This is a genomic window from Sphaerisporangium corydalis, from assembly GCF_025506355.1.
In the GTDB taxonomy this organism is placed as follows: Bacteria; Actinomycetota; Actinomycetes; order Streptosporangiales; family Streptosporangiaceae; genus Sphaerisporangium; species Sphaerisporangium corydalis.
Genome location: NZ_JANZYP010000016.1, coordinates 1 through 17,187, shown reverse-complemented (window position 1 = coordinate 17,187; position 17,187 = coordinate 1). Strand labels below are relative to the sequence as shown.

Below are 17,187 nucleotides of genomic sequence, written 5' to 3'. Positions count from 1 at the left end.
GAGCCGACGCCTTCGGCCCTGCAGGATCATGAGGCCCTGCGAGAGAATTCATGAGCTCCAGGTGCTCGTTCGGGCCCATCGGGCGCCAACTGGCGGGACCTGCCGTCAAGAGGTGCGGGGAACGAGCTCTCGGCTCACTGGGTCACGAATCCAGTCGCTGGACGAGCCAGAGGAGTCGGTAACGCGGACCGACAACTGACCGGCGGTGCCATCGCCGTTGTCGGTCAAAGTCACCAAGGCCTTGAATTCGCCTACCTGTCCCGAACCGTAGGCGTACGCCGTTCCCTGCAGTTCCCCGGCCGACAACTCCACGGAGCGCACATCGACCCGGCTGGCACTGACGATCCTTAGCCTGGTCAGATGTAGCAGCTGCGGCGGAGAGCCTTCCATCTGGACGAACGCATCCACCGGGTCGCCAGCGCGGGGTCGTATCCGGAAGTCGTCCACCTCGACGTTCACACTCTGTTCCCCTGCTTGCGCTGCGGCGATCGCCGGGCGCAGGGTCTACTGGCCGAGTATTCCGAAACCAGGTCATCGACTTCACACACAGCCGAACCGTCTGCTGTGAAGGCCTGGGCGGGAGACGGAGGTCGAAACGGTCACCGGCTCGTCGGCATCCTCTCCGCGCCGTTGCCTGGGGCGGCGGAGGCGTCGGCGGCGGGGCTGATCGGTGTCACCGTACGTGCTCCAGTGTCGTGGTTTCCTGTCTCGCGGCCTCATGCTTCCAACGGGGCGGCCACCGCCATCACCTGACCGGGGTGAACACCGGGAGACATCTCCTCGGCCCTTGCGCCGGGCGGCGTCCCGTGGCCGGGGGGCCGGGGAGTCCCGGCCGGAGGGCTCGTCGTCACGAGGAGCCAGGTGGGTGGTCCGCCCCCTCAGGGCGTCAGGTCGGGTTTGTTGGTGATGATGCCGTCCACCCGGTAGGAGGTCACGCGCCGCATCATCGCCGGATCGTCCACGGTCCAGGTGAAGACCTCCATGCGGTGGCGGTGGACGCGCCTGACGTACTCGGGGGTGAGCTCGTTGTAGGGCGGGTTGATCTGGTCGGCGAACCTCGCGAGTCTCGGGAGGTCGGCGATCGCGGGCGTGCCGATCAGGCCGATCGGGACGCCGGGCATGACCCGGTGGAACGTGCGCATCGAGTTCCAGTCGAACGACTGCACGACGAGCCGACTGGGCGCCAGCCATGAGGGGTGACGTCGCAGCTCGTCGGCGACGCGGGTCTCGATGCCCCGGTAGAGCCCCGGCGCCTTGATCTCCAGCAGCAGGCCGAGCCGGCTCGCGCTCATCGCGCGCAGGGTCTCTCCGAGCGTGGGCACCGGCTCGCCCTTGTACTTCGCGTCAAACCACGAGCCCGCGTCCAGCCTGCGGATCTGCGCGAGGGTGAGGTCGCCGACCCTCCAGGGCGCCAGGCCGGGGAACAGCCTCTCGGCGTTGGTGGTGCGGGCCAGTGTCGTGTCGTGCATCAGGACCAGCTCGTGGTCCTTGGTCTCCTGGACATCGAGCTCGAACATGTCGGCGCCCTGCTTGTCCGCCAGCTCGAAGGCCGCGACGGTGTTCTCCGGCGCGTACGCCGACGCCCCGCGGTGGGCGACCGTGGTGGGGGCCGGCGGCTTCGCGGCGGCCGGGGGAACGACCGCCGCCAGCACCGCCAGCGCGGTCATGACAGCGATGCCGAGTCGTCGAAACATGGGTCTCCTCGAAGTCGGAGAATGTCCTGCGACCCCGAATCTGACTCGCCTTCATGACATCCGGCTGACTGGGGAGTGGTCCGCCGATGCCCGGCAGGTGAGCAGTCGCCTCGGCACCGCTGCGCCGCGCGTGCCGCTATGGCCCGACGTGGGAGAGGGGCACGGAAAACCGATACCGGCTCCGGGTAAGACTCGCCGAGCCCGCCAAACTCGCGGAATCCGGCAGCTCCGGCCCCGGCTACCGAGGGGCTGTCGACGGCCGGCCCTCCCGGGAAGACTCAGCGTCGGCGTTGATTCGTGTGCGGCATCTCGCAGTGCGGCCAACACGTGATGGAAAACCCACAGGCCGGATACCGGCAGCCGTCCGGGGCGGCGCGCCACGACGCCGGTGTAGACCTCGCCGAATGGGTCACGGCCGCTCTGCTCGGCTTCTACACGGTCGCGTCGTTCGTTGTGGGTCTGGGCGCGGGGGGGGATCCTCGCCGGTGGCGGCGGCCGCGGCCACCGCGGTGTGCGCCGCAGCGCTGACCCCGCTGCGCGGTCGGGTGCAACGGCGGGTCGACCGCCGGCTCTACCCCGCCCGGCGTGCCGCGCTCACCGCGATCGAGGACCTACAGCGGCGCACCCACGCGGGTACGGCCCGCCCGGAAACAGCTGGAGTCGGCTCTGCGGGAAGCGTTACGCGACCCGGCGTTGCGGGTCGGCTACCGGCTGCCAGGCCAGGCCGGTGAGGCGGGTCTGGTCGACGCCAACGGCACGGCGCTTGACCCGGGTGCCGCCTCCTGCGCGCCGGTGTGGCTGGGCGGGCACGACATCGGCGCCATCATGCGCGGCACGGTGGGTTCACGCGAGCTGCTGCGCGAGGTCGCGGCCGCGGCCGCGCTGCTGGTCGAGGTGGTGCGGCTGCGCATCTAACTGAACCGGGCCCTGCGGGACGTCGAATCGAGCCGGGAGCGGCTCTTGCACGCCGGCTACGCCGAACGCCGCCGGCTCGAACGCGACCTGCACGACGGCGCGCAGCAACGGCTGGTGTCGCTGGGCATGGCATTACGGTTGGCGCAGCGCCACCTCCACGACGCGACCCTCGATGTCAACGGGCTGCTCGACCAGTCGGTCACCGAGCTGGGCACCGCCATCGACGAGCTACGCCAGATCGCCCACGGCCTGCGCCCCAGCAGCCTCGATGATGGTCTCGGCCCTGCGTTGATGGCGCTGACCGGTGGCGTATTCGTGCCGGTCACCGTCGATGTGCAGGCCGACCTGCTCCCCGACCAGATCGCCACAGCAGCGCCGGGCGTGTGCCGCTACCGCCTCCACCACCTGGCTCCGCAGCTGTTCCCCCAAGCCGGTCTCTACCAGCAGGACTACGCCGCGGGTAGCCAGAGCTATCTGCATGCCGACCCGGTGGAGGACGCCGAAGCCGCCGCGCACCTCATCCTGGCCGCCCAGCAAGCGACCGGCGCCCACACTCTGGCCGAGCTTCTGGCCGCCACCGGGACGGCGCTGCGCTTAATGGAGCAGGACCGCTGCCAACGAAGCGAGCGCGCCTGGGTCTTGCGGCACTCGATCCGACTCCGAAGCCCAGAGTGATCGACTACTCCCAGACGCGACCTGCCGCACGCGCGATACGCGCGGGTTACCTGGACATCGGTGCGTGCTGGCGTGGGGATCCCGCCCTGATCGCCCACGCACCGCCACCACCGCATTCGTGCCAGAGCCGAAAACCGTGGAGTCCCCGCAGGCAAGACTTTCGCGTTCTCTGGTGCCGTGGCGCCCCGGCCATCTTCCTAGAGGGCCGGGGCGGTCGCTCGGTTCGGCGGCATCATTCGTTTTGAGTCGTGCTGTTGAATTGGCCATAGGTCGATCCGGCGACGAATCGCTGAGTAACGCGTGGAAGCCGGGCCGGTGATACGAAGATCACCGATATGTCACGGCTGCTTGCCGTTGCCACCGAAATTCACGGTGCGGTTGAAGCTGAAAGTCTTGGTGATACCGGCGGAAGACACTGGTCCAACGCTCCGCACCCCATGCCACCTGTTATTACCGTTGCCGTCAACCAGGTCCCCCCCGACCCGATGGTGGCACCAGAAGCGGCGGGCGTGAAGGTGATCTTCAGCGTTTTCACGTAGGCCGACGATGACGTGACGTTCGAGACCGTCCAGGTCGGATAGAACTTTGCCGGCCCGCCGACGCGGCGTGAAGAAGCGACTCGTGCCGAAAGATCCGCCGGTCAGGCGAGGGCTCCCCATTGAGCACGTCGGTCGGACCGGCTGCCTGCGGCGGTCGGCTGTCACCAAGCTGGCCCATGATCTACAGAGTGTCGGATGGGTGCCCTGCAGATCCGGGGTGGCACAGCTGCGTGGGAGTGGCCTTGCAGATAGCGGTCGTCACTATGACGGATTCAACGAGCTGGACAGCTTCATCGCCTCCGGCCTGATCAATCGCGCTCGCGCCCAAGGTCAGGACGTGAGCGCGTACATCACCTCGCCGACACCCGAGGTGACGTCGATGAACGGCGTGGAGGTGCGCTGTCAGCGGCCGCTGGAGTTCGTTGCCGAAGCCGACGTGGTCCTGATGGGGAGCGGTATCAGGACGCGTGATGTCGTGGCCGACGACACGCTGCTGGAGCGTCTGCCGCTCGATCCCTTGCGGCATGAGAAGGCCGCCCGGGCCGCGGTCGAGTATGCGGCGCCGGTGGGTGAGAAGCAGGAGGTCCTACGGCCCCCGATGTCCGTAGGTCATCGCCCTGGCCCTGCTCACCGACGTCAGTTCTACGGTCATCCATAGTGTCCGTAGAAGAAGGGTCCGGCTCGCTGCCGTAGGCGCGGGCGGGGCGCTGGCGGCGGGCGGTGGCGATGCGGTTGGCCTCGGCGACTTCCTCGGTGAGCTTGCGGTAGACGGCGCGCCCTGATCCGACGGTTTCCGGCGTTGCGGGGAGCGTTTCAGGTGGCATGAGGCCTCATCCTGCGGCCCCGGTTTCCATGCCGGATCGGTCGAAAGGAGACTTGACGGCGGACCAGACCGTACTTTCGGCCGGTTCGGCGCCTGGGTGGAGATCTCCTCACCTTAGGGCGTGAATGCCCGAGCTTGAGTGATCGAGGCAGGACTCGCTGCCACGGGTGACCAAGGGCAAGCCACGGGAAGTCACTGCGAAGGCGATCAGTCGCTGGAACTGGGAAAGTGTGCGCTCATCGTTCCGGCACACGCGTTGACGCGCTGTTCGCAAAAATTCCGAAATTTCGTCCTGGGCCACTGCAAACGCGGCGCTACATCCACCAGATTTCGCTAAACTCACGGCGAACTTCAGTTATCGTCGGGTGAAGAGTCCAATTCATTGCGTAATATTGCCTTTGGTTCCTCCGGGCCGCATCCCTGTTGCGCCACGCGTTCAAGGGAAAGAAGAGGTAACCATGGGTGCCTTCACGGTGGGAAACTATCTCGCGACGAGATTGGAGCAAATTGGACTAAAACACTACTTCATGGTCCCGGGGGACTACAACCTGGTCCTGCTCGATGAGCTCCTGTCGAATAGGAACATCGAGCAAATCGGCTGCTGCAACGAACTTAACGCCGCGTATGCGGCGGATGGATATGCGAGGGCCAATGGATGTGGTGCCCTGATCACCACGTTCAACGTGGGGGCATTCTCTGCGCTCAATGGTTTGGCCGGGGCCTATGCCGAAAGATTGCCGGTGATCCTCGTGTCATCCGGGCACAACACCAACGACCCGGCTGCCAATCATGTCCTTCATCATACGATTGGCACTCACGACTTCTCGTATCAGTATGAGATGTTCAGGCATGTCACCTGTGCGGCCGTTCGCGTTCTGCACGCCGACAATGCGCCATCCATGATCGACCATGCGATCGGCACCGCGCTGCACGAGCGTAAGCCGGCGTACATCGAGATCGCGTGCAATCTCTCCGACGCGCCCTGTCTCGCACCGGGGCCGTTCGAGACCGTGATCTTTCAGCGGTCCAGCGGCTCCTCTGCTCTGGACGCGGCCGTCAAACGGGCGACCGTTCTTCTCGCCGAGGCGAAGAAGCCGCTTCTCCTGGCGGGCGTCCACCTGCGCGCCTTCGGCGCGATCGACGCTTTCCGTGAACTCGCCGAAGCCCTGGGCTGCGCGGTGGCGGTCATGCCGAACGCCAAGGGGTTTTTTCCCGAGGAACATCCGCAGTACATCGGCATCTACTGGGGCGGGGTGAGCACCCCCGGCTGCGAGCCCATCGTCGACTGGGCGGACACGATCCTGGCCGCAGGACCGATGTTCACCGACTACACGACTGCGGGCTGGACGGCCCTGCCGCCACCCGAGCACCTGATCGACGCGCAACCGGGCCATGTGCGGTTCCCGGACGCCGAATGCACCAATGTCGCGCTGGCCGACTTCCTTTCTGCCGTGGCCAGGAAAGTGAGCCCGAAAAACGCGACCCTGGAGCAGTATCGACGCCTCATGGGAAAGCCGGTCGGCGAGACTCGGCCCCCCGCCTCCTCCAACCCCGGGGCCGCGCTGACCCGGGCCGAGCTGTGGCGGCAGATCGAGCAGGAAATCGACGCGAAGACGACCTTGCTCGTGGAAACCGGCGACTCCTGGTTCAACGGGATGTACACCCACCTGCCCGACGGCGCGCGATTCGAGATCGAGATGCAATGGGGATCCATCGGCTGGGCCGTCCCGGCGACCTTCGGCTACGCGATGGGGCTGGAACCCGGCAGGCGACTGATCTCCGTCATCGGCGACGGCTCCTTCCAATTGACCGCCCAGGAGGTGGCCAACATCATCCGGCACGGCCAGGAGACGCTTGTCTTCCTCGTCAACAACCGGGGATACGTTGTCGAGTCCGAGATCCACGACGGCCCGTACAACTACATCAAGAACTGGGACTACGCGGGCCTCATCCCCGCCTGGAATGCGGAGGACGGCCATGGCCTGGGCCTTAAGGCGACAACGGCGGAGGAGTTGGCCTCCGCGATCGAAAGAGCCCGCAACCACCATGGTGGTCCGATACTGATCGAATGCCAGATTCAGCACGACGACTGCAGTCGCCAGCTGCTCAAATGGGGAGCGAGAGTGGCCCATGCCAATTCGCGCCCGCCGCAACAGGGGTGATGCTCGGCCCAGAGTCTGCCGGATTGACGTCAGACCGCGCGGACCTCCGCGGCGGCCAGATCGCGGAGGGTCGGAAAGCCGTCGATGGCCATCAGCAGGTCGAGTTCGGCGAGGGCCGAGCGGAGATAGTGCACCACGCCGTCGGTCCCGCCGACGGCGAGAGCATACGCGTAGGGCCGGCCTATCCCGACTGCCGTTGCTCCCATGGCGATGGCCTTGGCCGCGTCTGATCCGCTACGGATGCCGGAGTCGAAAAGGACGGGCATGTCTCCTGCCGCCTCGACCACCTCGGGAAGTACGTCGAGCGCGGGAAGTCCGCCGTTGGCCTGGCGTCCGCCGTGGTTGGAACAGTAGATGCCGTCGATCCCGTGATCCCGTGCGCGCCGGACATCGTCGGGATGGCAGATTCCCTTGAGCAGGAGGGGAAGCTTCGTCAGGGAGCGCAGCCAGTCAAGGTCCTCCCATTGCAGCGAGTTACCCCAGATCTTCAGCCACTCCAGCCTGGCGGCGTTCAGGTCCTCCTTCGGCGACCTGTCCAGCCGGCGCAGGAAGATGTCGTCCGTGAAGTAGTTTTCCAGACAGTAACCGCGCAGTTCGGGAAGGTTGCCGGTGTTCAGGTCGCGAGGCCGCCATCCGGTCGTCCACGTGTCCAGCGTGATGACGATCGCCTTGAACCCCGATCGTTCGGCGCGTGCGACGAAGCTGGCCGCGAGGTCGCGGTCGCGCGGGGTGTACAGCTGGAAAAACCCTGGTGTGTCGCCGAAGTGAGAGGCGACCTCCTCCATCGGATCCATCATCAACGTGGACGCCACCATTGGCACGCCGGTCAGTGCCGCCGCCTTGGCGATCTGGACATCGCCGTGGAAATCAAGGGCGCATAGCCCGATCACGCCAATAGGGCACATGAAGAGCGGTGTCGGCAGGTCGATGCCGAAAAGCGAGATGGAGAGATCCCTCTCATAGGCCCCGTTGAGCATGCGAGGCACAATCCCGTATTTCCTGAACGCCGCTACATTGGCACGCTGGGTCTGCTCATCGCCGGCCCCTCCCGCGACATACGAAAGGACCCACCACGGAAGAACCTCCGAACCCGCCCTTTCCAGACTCACGTAATCGAAGGGATATTTTGGGACGATCCCATTGATCCCAGCGCTGTAGATCTCATTTTGGAAATCGCCGTACTGATACGCTGGCATATTGTGCGCCAATCACGACGGGCCGGTTTCGGGTGAATCGAGATCGATGCCGACAGGGCCGGGCACCTTCCCTATGCCTTCCCTGCGTTCCTGATTGGTCAGCGGTGGTCAGGGCAAGGATCCTCTCGCGTTTCTCCAATTTGGTGCAAAGTTCCCATGACGCCCGTGGAAGTGAGCTGGGCGTTGCCGCTCTAGTGACCGTTGGCTGTGTCGGGGTGGGTTAGGCGCTCGGGGTCGATTATCCGGTCGAAGAGTGATTCGGTGATGCCCGACTTCAGTGCGGCCTGTTGGAGGGTGAGGTTCTCGTCCAGTGCGCGGTGGGCGATTCGGGCGGCCCGGTCGTAGCCGATCATGGGGCTCAGCGCGGTCACCATCATGATCGACCGCTCGATGTTCTCCGTCAGCTTCTCCCTGTTGAGCTGCGCGCCTTCCACGAGGTAGGTGCGGCCGCCTCCGCCCACGCGGGGGTTCGGGCGCGGCTGCTGGTCAGGGCGTGTCGTACGGCGTCGAAGGGCAGGCTGGTGGTTCTGCGCCGGGTGCGGCGTCCAGCGGGCTGGAGCCGGATCGCGCCCGCGTTCCGGCGTTCGGCGATCTTCAGCCAGGCCAGGCCCCTGCCGCCTAGGGCGTCGTTGCGTCATCGGTCGGCGCCCACCACCCAGATCTCCTTGCATCGCAGCTTCTCCCGCAGGGTCTGGAACACCCCGCACTCGTACACGGTGCGCAGAATGCGCTGCCGTGCACGGTGTTCGTCGAGCCGAACTCCAGCACCTCCAGGATCTGGTTCAGCCCCGTCCGGTAGTGGTTGGTGTAGGAGGCCTTGAACACCCGCTGCTTGTGCTGCCGGTAGGAGGTGCCCTTCGCCTTGAACTCGTGCAGCAGCGAGACCAGCGTCGTGTAGCCGCCCGGCACCGCAGGGTAGATCACGTCCTCCACCCGCGACTCGGGAGACTCCAACGCGGCCTCGGTCATCTTGAACAGGATGTTCTCCTTGCCCGACACCCGTTTCAGCTCCGCCACGAAGTCGCTGGTGACCTTGGTGTCGGCGCGGGCGTTGATCCGGTGCACGGTGGAGATGAGCAGACCGACCAGGGTGTCGGTGATCTCACGGGCCCGGCAGTGCAAGTAGGCGGCGAGCAGGGTCACCTTGATGTCGTGCGGGTGGGACCGCAGGTGGGACGGGGCCTCGGCAGCGACCGGGCCCGCAAGGCCGCCAGCACCTTCGGCGCGACCTCGGCGAGCAAGTCATCAGGAAGGCCGACCGCGCGGATCGCGGCCAGCTTGAACACCTCCCGCTCGATCGTCTTCACGCTCACGTTGCCCGGCTCTTCCCGGATCACCGCGAACACATCCACCCCCCCGCCGCCTCCGCGACGCCGAACAGCACCCCGTCATCCTCGGCCTCCGATTCGGCATCCCCGCCCGGGTCGGCGCTCTTGCCGATCAGGGCCAGCAGCCGCGGGATCGCCTCGGCCGGGAGCCGGCTGGAGATGTGGGCGGTCTGCGACTGCTCGGCCTGCCGCAGCGCCGTCCCGATGATCCGCCGGATCCGATCGCGAGCCGGCGGCTCGATCCGCTCCTCCCGCAAGTACGCCAGCAGTTCGGCGCGAACGCGGTCCACCTGCCGCTCCTTGCCGCACACCTTGACGGCCAGCCAGTCGGCATCCGCGAGCGAGCACTCCCGGAACCCGAAATACCTCCGGACGTCCCCGCGGTGCGCCTTGATCGTCCGGCCGTCCCACTCATACAGACCCAGCTCGGAGGAGGGCACGTCCACCAACCGCGCCACGTAGGCGACAACCTGATCGGGGATCTCCGCACGGCCCGCCGGGAACCGGCCATGCACCGCGTAAAAGCGCAGCATCAGCGCGAACCCCAGCTTCGTCGCGCCCCGCCGACCTGACAGCTGATCCAACTCCTCCCCGACCAGCGTCCAGTTCCCACCGAGTTCGTCCTCTTCCAGCACACGCACCACGCGGTATCCGGCTCTCTCACGAAGCGGGCAGCCCAGCCGCCGCATACCCCACGAATTCGGATCACATACTGGCCGCCTACGATCACCGATGCCCGACGATCGGGAAAGATCCCTCACCGCCATCTGAGCACCGCCGCTGCGCTGGGCGAGCTCAATCGCGTGTACCTGGTTGCACGAGTCTTACCGACACCCCGAGTCAGCGCCAATGGCTGATGAGACATCGGTGTACCATTTTGGTAATCAAATGTGCTTATATGGGGCCCGGGAGATTCTAGAGCCGCTCCACGCAGTAGGACATCGACAAGGCCGCCCGGGACAGGGCGGAAAGGGGGACGCCATGACGATTCTGGTGACGGGGGCGACCGGGAACGTGGGCCGCCTGGTGGTCGCCCGCCTGGTCGAGGCGGGCGCGCGGGTCAGGGCGCTGACCCGCGCACCCGGCCGCGCGAGCTTCCCGGGCGGCGTGGAGGTGGTCCAGGGCGACCTCACCGACCCCGCGACGCTGCCGGCCGCCTTCGAGGGCGTCGACAGCGTCTACCTGTTCCCGGTCGCCGAGACCGCGCGCGAGGTGACCCGCCTGGCGCGCCGCGCGGGCGTGCGGCGCGCCGTGGTGCTGTCGTCGGGGGCGGTCACCATGGGTGCCGACACCGCGTTCCACCTTCCCGTGGAGCTGGCCGCGCAGGAGTCGGGGATGGAGTGGACGCACGTGCGCCCGGGCGAGTTCGCGCTGAACAAGCTGTGGCTGTGGGGACCGTCCATCCGCGCCGAGCGCGTGGTGCGCGACCCGTTCCCCGACACCGCCTGGTACCCCGTCCACGAGGCGGACATCGCCGACGTCGCCGCCACCGCTTTGCTGCACGACGGGCACGCCGGACGCGCCTACACCTTGAACGGCCCCGAGCTGATCAGCCACCGCGAGCAGGTGGGCGCCATCGCCTCGGCCATCGGCGGCGAGATCCGCCTGGAGGAGATCACCCCCGAGCGCGCGCGGGAACTCTACCTGCGGCAGGGTGGCTTCGCCGCGCTGAACGCCGGGTTCCTCACCGGCGCCGAGGACTACTCGGGCGGCGAACCCGACCTTGAGGAGCAGACCGCGTGGAATCCCCGCGACCTGGGGCCGATGCCGACATCCGAGCAGGTCACCGGCCAACCCGCCCGCACCTTCGCCCAATGGGCCCACGACCACGCGCCCGACTTCCACCCCTGAACCCATCGGACCGACCATCCCGCTGGTACCGCCCCCGAACCCACCGGACCGCCCGACCGACCATCCCGCTGGTATCCGCCCCCGAACCGGCCGACCGACCATCCCGGCGACTTCCGCCCCCGAACCATCGGACCGGCGGCCGACCACCCGGCGTCTTCCGCCCCTGAACCCACCGAAACCGCCGGTCGACTACTTCCACCACCGAACCCGTCCGACCGGCCGACCAAGGACCCCCGCCATGGTCCCTTCGCGCGGGAGGGCCCCTATGCGTGGTCCGGTGCCGGTTGTCGCAGGAATGTGGTGAGGCCTGGGAGCAGCAGGGCGCGGAACGCCGTGTCGAGTTCGGCCGGGGTGGCGGTCAGGTCGCCTTCGACCCAGGTGCGGAGCATGGTCATGAAAGCGCCCACGACGCACATCACCGCCACCTCCAGTCCGCCGGGCGGCGGCGCACCCGCGGGCAGCGCCGCCAGCAGTTCCGCGCGGACGATCTCGGCCAGGGTCCGCTCCGCCTGGGCCATCACCACCGCGCCCCCGCGCCGTCCCAGCAGCGCCCGCACCAGCCGGCGCTGCCCGGCGATGTGCTCCAGCATCGGCAGGCTGAAGTCCAGCGGTGCCCCGCCGGGGCCGTGGCGCAGCGTGTCCGACAGATCGTCCAGGTTGGCGGCCAGCACGGCCTGCTTGCCGGTGAAGTGCGCGTAGAAGGTGGAGCGGCCCACGTCGGCCCGGTCGATGATCTCGGTGACGCTCACCCGGTCGTACCCCCTCTCCAGGATCAGCTCGATGAGCGCCTGCTGGACGGCCCGCCGGCTGCGCCGCACGCGCCGATCCCCGTTCCCGGACATCCGGCCCCTCCTGTTCGGTACGGCACGACCAGGCCGATCTGCTCGTTGACCCTCGGCTCCGTCTGAACAGAGCATACGTAAACGAACAATCTGTTCGACCGGAGGGAATCCCACCATGGGCCTGGACAAGCTGCTGCGCCACTCCCACTCCCGCTCAGACGACGCCGAGGCCGAGGCCGGAGCCGGGGTTGAGGCCGGGGTCGGGGTCGGCGGGGTCGGCGCCACGATCGACCACCCGCGCGTCTACGAGATCCTGGTCAACGTGGCCTTCGCCGGTCACCGCCGTGCCCTGTTCACCCGCCTTGCCGCGCTCAGCGGCGCCCGGCCCGGCGAGCGGGTGCTGGACGTCGGCTGCGGCACCGGCTACCTCACCCGCCTGATCGCGCCCCTGGTGAACCCCGGTGGCCAGGTCACCGGGCTCGACCCCTCCCCCGCGATGATCGCCCACGCCCGCCGCCGCGCCCCGGGCGCCTGCGACTACGTGATCGGCCAGGGCCAGGCGATGGACTTCCCCGACGCGCGCTTCGACGCCGTGGTGGCCAGCGTGTCCCTGCACCACATGCCCGCGCCGGCCCTGCCCGCTGCGATCGGGGAGATGTACCGGGTCCTGCGCCCCGGCGGCCGGCTGCTGATCGCCGAGTTCCGCCCGCCGTCGGGCCGCCTGGCCGCCTATCTCGCCGGCCGCCTCACCGGCCCGGCGATGCGTGACGACCTGCGCGACCGCTTCACCACCCTGCTCCAAGACGCGGGGTTCGTCCTGGGCGACACCGCCCCGCTGGGTCCCGTCCTGTACCACCTGCGGGCGACACGGCCCGGAGCGGACCGCTGACGTGGCCGCCGCCGGAACCCCTCCGGGGTCCGGCGCCCGAGGACCCGGCGCCCGAGGACCCGGCGGTCAGGGGGTCGGCGGTCAGGGGTCGGTGGTCAGGGGGTCGCGGGCAAGGGGTCGGGTGCAGGGAGTCAGCGGTCAGGGGGAAGCGGTCAGGGGGTCGTGTGCAGGTCGAGGAGGCGGGCGGTGCGGGCGAGGGTCTCGCGGACGTTGTCCTCGGTGACGGCCCATGGCGCCTCCTCGGCGGGCAGCCACCGCAGCCGCGCCTCCGGGTTCTCCGGCCGGATGTCCTGCGGCGTACCGGTCGCCAGGACGTAACGCAGGTCGGCGTGCTCGTGGGCGGGCTCGCCCGAGCCGGCGACCACCGAGACAGTGACGACGTGCACCAGCGAGTCGTCGGGCCAGGGCCGGAGGTCCGGCAGCCCGGTCTCCTCCCGGCCCTCGCGGAGGACGACGGCCATCGGGTCGGTCTCGCCCGGGTCGGCGTGCCCGCCGATCTGGTGCCACCCCTGCTGGCGCGGGTGCCAGCGCAGCAGCACCCGGCGGGTGGGCGGGTGGACGATCAGCGCGGACGCGGTCACGTGCAGGGGGGTGGCACGGCTCCAGGGGTCCCGCCCGGCGGCCAGGGCGCGGATCCGCGCGAGGTCGGCGGCTTCCAGGGGGGTACGGGGGCGGTAACGCGCGAGCGTGGCGACCAGCGCGTCACCGTGAACGCCGTCACCGTGAACGCCGTCACCGTGAACGCCGTCACCGTGAACGCCGTCACCTTCGACATCCTGGCCGTGAACGTCATGACCGTAAGTGTCCCGACCGTAGGTGCCCTGGCCCCGCCCGGTCCGCTGCCCGTCGCCAGGCCCAACAGGCCCGCCAGGCCCGCTGACCTGGTCTCCCGTCGGATCGGCCACCGTCATGCCCGTCCCCCGATCGCCGGTTCCCCCCGCCCGGCGTGATCGCCGTCGCGGCCCGCCAAAACTCGCATACCCGTGCCAGGCCCGCAATCGAATAACCCCGCCCGCGACAGCGGAGTTGACGAGTCCCGCCAGGCTGTGACATCATGAAAACCGGCAATGAGGTTGACACTCATAATAATTTTGGACATACGTTTCTAATTTGCGCTATGCTACTGCCTCGCGCTGCTTTTCGACGCCCTGGATTCCGCCGGGGCGTTTGGTGTGCGCGCAGTTCGATTCCATCCGTGCCCTCCGGAAGGACATCTGTTGGCAGCCTCGCGCAACGCCTCCGCAGTACCCGCTGGTCCCCATCGTGTCTCCTTCTCGCGCATCCAGGAGCCGCTCGAGGTTCCCGATCTTCTCGCCCTGCAGACCGAGTCGTTCGACTGGCTGCTCGGCAACGAGAAGTGGAAGGCCCGGGTAGAGGCCGCTCGCCAGGCCGGGCGCAAGGACGTTCCGGCCCAGTCGGGCCTTGAAGAGATCTTCGAAGAGCTCAGTCCCATCGAGGACTTCTCCGGGACCATGTCCCTGTCGTTCCGCGACCACCGCTTCGAGCCGCCCAAGTACTCGGTGGACGAATGCAAGGACAAGGACATGACCTTCTCCGCCCCGATGTTCGTCACGGCGGAGTTCATCAACAACGCGACCGGCGAGATCAAGAGCCAGACCGTGTTCATGGGCGACTTCCCGCTCATGACGCACAAAGGCACCTTCATCATCAACGGCACCGAGCGCGTCGTCGTCTCGCAGCTCGTCCGGTCGCCCGGAGTCTACTTCGACCGGTCGGTCGACAAGACCTCCGACAAGGACCTGTTCGGCTGCCGGGTGATCCCTTCCCGGGGCGCCTGGCTGGAGTTCGAGATCGACAAGCGGGACAGCGTCGGTGTGCGCATCGACCGCAAGCGCAAGCAGGCCGTCACGGTCCTGCTCAAGGCGCTGGGCTGGACCAGCGAGCAGATCCTCGAGCGTTTCGGCCAGTACGAGTCGATGCGCGCCACCCTGGAGAAGGATCACACCTCCGGCCAGGATGACGCGTTGCTGGACATCTACCGCAAGCTGCGCCCGGGTGAGCCTCCGACCAAGGAGTCGGCCCAGACGCTGCTGGAGAACCTGTACTTCAACCACAAGCGCTACGACCTGGCCAAGGTCGGCCGCTACAAGATCAATAAGAAGCTCGGTGTCGACGCCGAGATCAACCAGGGGACGCTGACCGAAGAGGACATCGTCGCCACCATCGAGTACATCGTGCGGCTGCACGCCGCCGAGACCTCGATGCCGGGGCCCAACGGTGAGATCGTCGTGGAGACCGACGACATCGACCACTTCGGCAACCGCCGGCTGCGCAGCGTGGGCGAGCTCATCCAGAACCAGGTGCGCCTGGGCCTGGCCCGCATGGAGCGCGTGGTCCGCGAGCGGATGACCACCCAGGACGTCGAGGCGATCACGCCGCAGACCCTGATCAACATCCGCCCGGTCGTGGCGTCCATGAAGGAGTTCTTCGGCACCTCCCAGCTGTCGCAGTTCATGAACCAGACCAACCCGCTGGACGGCCTGACGCACAAGCGGCGTCTGTCCGCGCTGGGCCCGGGCGGTCTGTCCCGTGAGCGGGCCGGCTTCGAGGTCCGCGACGTGCACCCGTCCCACTACGGCCGGATGTGCCCGATCGAGACGCCGGAAGGCCCGAACATCGGCCTGATCGGCTCGCTGGCCTCCTACGCCCGGCTGAACGCCTTCGGTTTCATCGAGACGCCGTACCACAAGGTCGTCGACGGGAAGGTGACCGACCAGATCGACTACCTCACCGCCGACGAGGAGGACCGCTTCGTCAAGGCGCAGGCCAACTCGGCGGTCAACCCCGACGGCACGTTCGCCGAGGCGCGCGTCCTGGTCCGCACCAAGGGCGGCGAGACCGAGCTGCTGCGGGCCGAGGAGGTCGACTACATCGACGTGTCGCCCCGCCAGATGGTGTCGGTGGCGACCGCGATGATCCCGTTCCTGGAGCACGACGACGCCAACCGCGCGCTCATGGGCTCCAACATGATGCGCCAGTCGGTGCCGCTGCTCAAGAGCGAGGCCCCGCTGGTCGGCACCGGCATGGAGTACCGGGCCGCGACCGACACCGGTGACATGATCGGCGCGGAGAAGGCCGGCGTGGTCGAGGAGGTCTCGGCCGACTACATCACCGTCATGAACGACGACGGCACGCGGACGACCTACCGCGTGGCGAAGTTCAAGCGCTCCAACCAGGGCACCTCGTTCAACCAGAAGCCCATCGTCGCCGAAGGCGACCGGGTGGAGGCCGGTCAGGTGATCGCCGACGGCCCGTGCACCGACAAGGGCGAGATGGCGCTGGGCAAGAACCTGCTCGTGGCGTTCATGCCGTGGGAGGGGCACAACTACGAGGACGCGATCATCCTGTCCCAGCGTCTGGTGCAGGACGACGTGCTCTCCTCGATCCACATCGAGGAGCACGAGGTCGACGCGCGTGACACCAAGCTGGGCCCTGAGGAGATCACCCGGGACATCCCGAACGTCTCCGAGGAGGTCCTGGCCGACCTGGACGACCGCGGGATCATCCGCATCGGCGCCGAGGTCGTGCCCGGCGACATCCTGGTCGGCAAGGTCACCCCGAAGGGCGAGACCGAGCTGACCCCCGAGGAGCGCCTGCTGCGCGCGATCTTCGGTGAGAAGGCCCGCGAAGTGCGTGACACCTCGCTGAAGGTGCCGCACGGCGAGCGGGGCAAGGTCATCGGCGTGCGGGTCTTCTCCCGCGAGGAGGGCGACGAGCTCCCCCCGGGCGTCAACGAGCTGGTGCGCGTGTACGTGGCCCAGAAGCGCAAGATCACCGACGGGGACAAGCTGGCGGGGCGCCACGGCAACAAGGGCGTCATCTCCAAGATCCTCCCGGTGGAGGACATGCCGTTCCTCGAGGACGGCACCCCGGTGGACATCATCCTCAACCCCCTGGGCGTGCCCGGCCGCATGAACGTCGGCCAGGTGCTGGAGACCCACCTCGGGTGGATCGCCGCCAGAGGCTGGGACATCACCGGCATGCAGGAGGCATGGGCAGAGCGGCTCCGCGACAAGGGCTTCGACAAGATCGCGCCGCGCACCAACATGGCCACCCCGGTCTTCGACGGCGCCCACCAGGAAGAGATCGTCGGGCTGCTCGGCAGCACCGTCCCCAACCGCGACGGTGACCGCCTCGTGCAGAGCAGCGGCAAAGCCCTGCTGTTCGACGGCCGCTCCGGCGAGCCGTTCCCCTATCCCATCGCGGTCGGCTACATGTACATCCTGAAGTTGCTCCACCTGGTCGACGACAAGATCCACGCCCGGTCGACCGGCCCGTACTCCATGATCACCCAGCAGCCGCTCGGCGGTAA

At 67.8% G+C, this 17,187-nt stretch carries 15 protein-coding genes and 1 pseudogene; 9 read left to right on the top strand and 7 right to left on the bottom strand.

Translation table 11 applies throughout. The features are described from left to right. Positions 1–105: 105 nt before the first annotated feature. Together NYZ98_RS13790 and NYZ98_RS13785 are read right to left on the bottom strand one after the other, a co-directional pair. Complete coding sequence (locus NYZ98_RS13790) at positions 106–459, bottom strand: hypothetical protein (RefSeq protein ID WP_262843140.1); 354 nt, start codon at positions 457–459, stop codon at positions 106–108. 419 nt (positions 460–878) lie between these two features. Continuing rightward, positions 879–1,694: a glycerophosphodiester phosphodiesterase gene (locus NYZ98_RS13785; RefSeq protein WP_262843139.1), complete on the bottom strand. Its 816-nt coding sequence runs from the start codon at positions 1,692–1,694 to the stop codon at positions 879–881. 585 nt (positions 1,695–2,279) lie between these two features. Between NYZ98_RS13785 and NYZ98_RS13780 the strand changes: the two genes are divergently transcribed. The 5 genes from NYZ98_RS13780 (at position 2,280) to NYZ98_RS13760 (ending at position 6,808) form a co-directional block, all read left to right on the top strand. Continuing rightward, positions 2,280–2,609, top strand: coding sequence for a hypothetical protein (locus tag NYZ98_RS13780; protein WP_262843138.1), 330 nt, complete (start codon positions 2,280–2,282; stop codon positions 2,607–2,609). A gap of 45 nt (positions 2,610–2,654) precedes the next feature. After that, positions 2,655–3,284 (top strand): sensor histidine kinase, encoded by a 630-nt coding sequence (locus NYZ98_RS13775; protein ID WP_262843137.1) that lies wholly within the window; start codon positions 2,655–2,657, stop codon positions 3,282–3,284. Positions 3,285–3,619: 335 nt separating this feature from the next. Beyond that, positions 3,620–3,823 (top strand): hypothetical protein, encoded by a 204-nt coding sequence (locus tag NYZ98_RS13770; protein ID WP_262843136.1) that lies wholly within the window; start codon positions 3,620–3,622, stop codon positions 3,821–3,823. Between the two features lie 217 nt (positions 3,824–4,040). Beyond that, on the top strand, positions 4,041–4,481 hold the full coding sequence (locus tag NYZ98_RS13765; RefSeq protein WP_262843135.1) for a type 1 glutamine amidotransferase family protein: 441 nt from the start codon (positions 4,041–4,043) through the stop codon (positions 4,479–4,481). Positions 4,482–5,104: 623 nt separating this feature from the next. Further along, positions 5,105–6,808, top strand: coding sequence for an alpha-keto acid decarboxylase family protein (locus tag NYZ98_RS13760; RefSeq protein ID WP_262843134.1), 1,704 nt, complete (start codon positions 5,105–5,107; stop codon positions 6,806–6,808). A 29-nt stretch (positions 6,809–6,837) separates the two neighbouring features. On the opposite strand, the gene NYZ98_RS13755 is transcribed toward NYZ98_RS13760, so the two are convergent. The 3 genes and pseudogenes from NYZ98_RS13755 to NYZ98_RS41700 form a co-directional block, all read right to left on the bottom strand. Next, positions 6,838–8,004: an alpha-hydroxy-acid oxidizing protein gene (locus NYZ98_RS13755; protein ID WP_262843133.1), complete on the bottom strand. Its 1,167-nt coding sequence runs from the start codon at positions 8,002–8,004 to the stop codon at positions 6,838–6,840. A gap of 191 nt (positions 8,005–8,195) precedes the next feature. Continuing rightward, on the bottom strand, positions 8,196–8,465 hold the full coding sequence (locus tag NYZ98_RS13750) for a hypothetical protein (protein WP_262843132.1): 270 nt from the start codon (positions 8,463–8,465) through the stop codon (positions 8,196–8,198). 73 nt (positions 8,466–8,538) lie between these two features. Beyond that, positions 8,539–9,976, bottom strand: a pseudogene (locus tag NYZ98_RS41700) (DUF4158 domain-containing protein); the annotation flags it as partial. Positions 9,977–10,313: 337 nt separating this feature from the next. Here NYZ98_RS41700 and NYZ98_RS13730 point away from each other — a divergent pair. Then, positions 10,314–11,183, top strand: a complete 870-nt coding sequence (locus tag NYZ98_RS13730; RefSeq protein WP_262843128.1) for an SDR family oxidoreductase — start codon at positions 10,314–10,316, stop codon at positions 11,181–11,183. A gap of 263 nt (positions 11,184–11,446) precedes the next feature. Here the strand turns inward: NYZ98_RS13730 and NYZ98_RS13725 are convergent, their stop codons facing one another. Continuing rightward, complete coding sequence (locus tag NYZ98_RS13725) at positions 11,447–12,025, bottom strand: TetR/AcrR family transcriptional regulator (protein WP_262843127.1); 579 nt, start codon at positions 12,023–12,025, stop codon at positions 11,447–11,449. 115 nt (positions 12,026–12,140) lie between these two features. Here NYZ98_RS13725 and NYZ98_RS13720 point away from each other — a divergent pair, with 115 nt between their 5' ends. Continuing rightward, positions 12,141–12,854 carry a class I SAM-dependent methyltransferase gene (locus NYZ98_RS13720; protein ID WP_262843126.1) on the top strand — a complete coding sequence of 238 codons (714 nt, stop codon included), beginning with the start codon at positions 12,141–12,143 and terminating at the stop codon, positions 12,852–12,854. 152 nt (positions 12,855–13,006) lie between these two features. On the opposite strand, the gene NYZ98_RS13715 is transcribed toward NYZ98_RS13720, so the two are convergent. Further along, positions 13,007–13,435, bottom strand: a complete 429-nt coding sequence (locus NYZ98_RS13715) for an NUDIX domain-containing protein (protein ID WP_262843125.1) — start codon at positions 13,433–13,435, stop codon at positions 13,007–13,009. 126 nt (positions 13,436–13,561) lie between these two features. On the opposite strand from NYZ98_RS13715, the gene NYZ98_RS13710 reads away from it, so the two are divergent. Together NYZ98_RS13710 and rpoB are read left to right on the top strand one after the other, a co-directional pair. Next, a complete protein-coding gene (locus NYZ98_RS13710) occupies positions 13,562–13,804 on the top strand; it encodes a hypothetical protein (RefSeq protein WP_262843124.1) in 243 nt (80 codons plus the stop codon). Between the two features lie 267 nt (positions 13,805–14,071). Next, the coding region (gene rpoB, locus NYZ98_RS13705) for a DNA-directed RNA polymerase subunit beta (RefSeq protein ID WP_262843123.1) at positions 14,072–17,187 on the top strand (3,116 nt) is incomplete at its 3' end.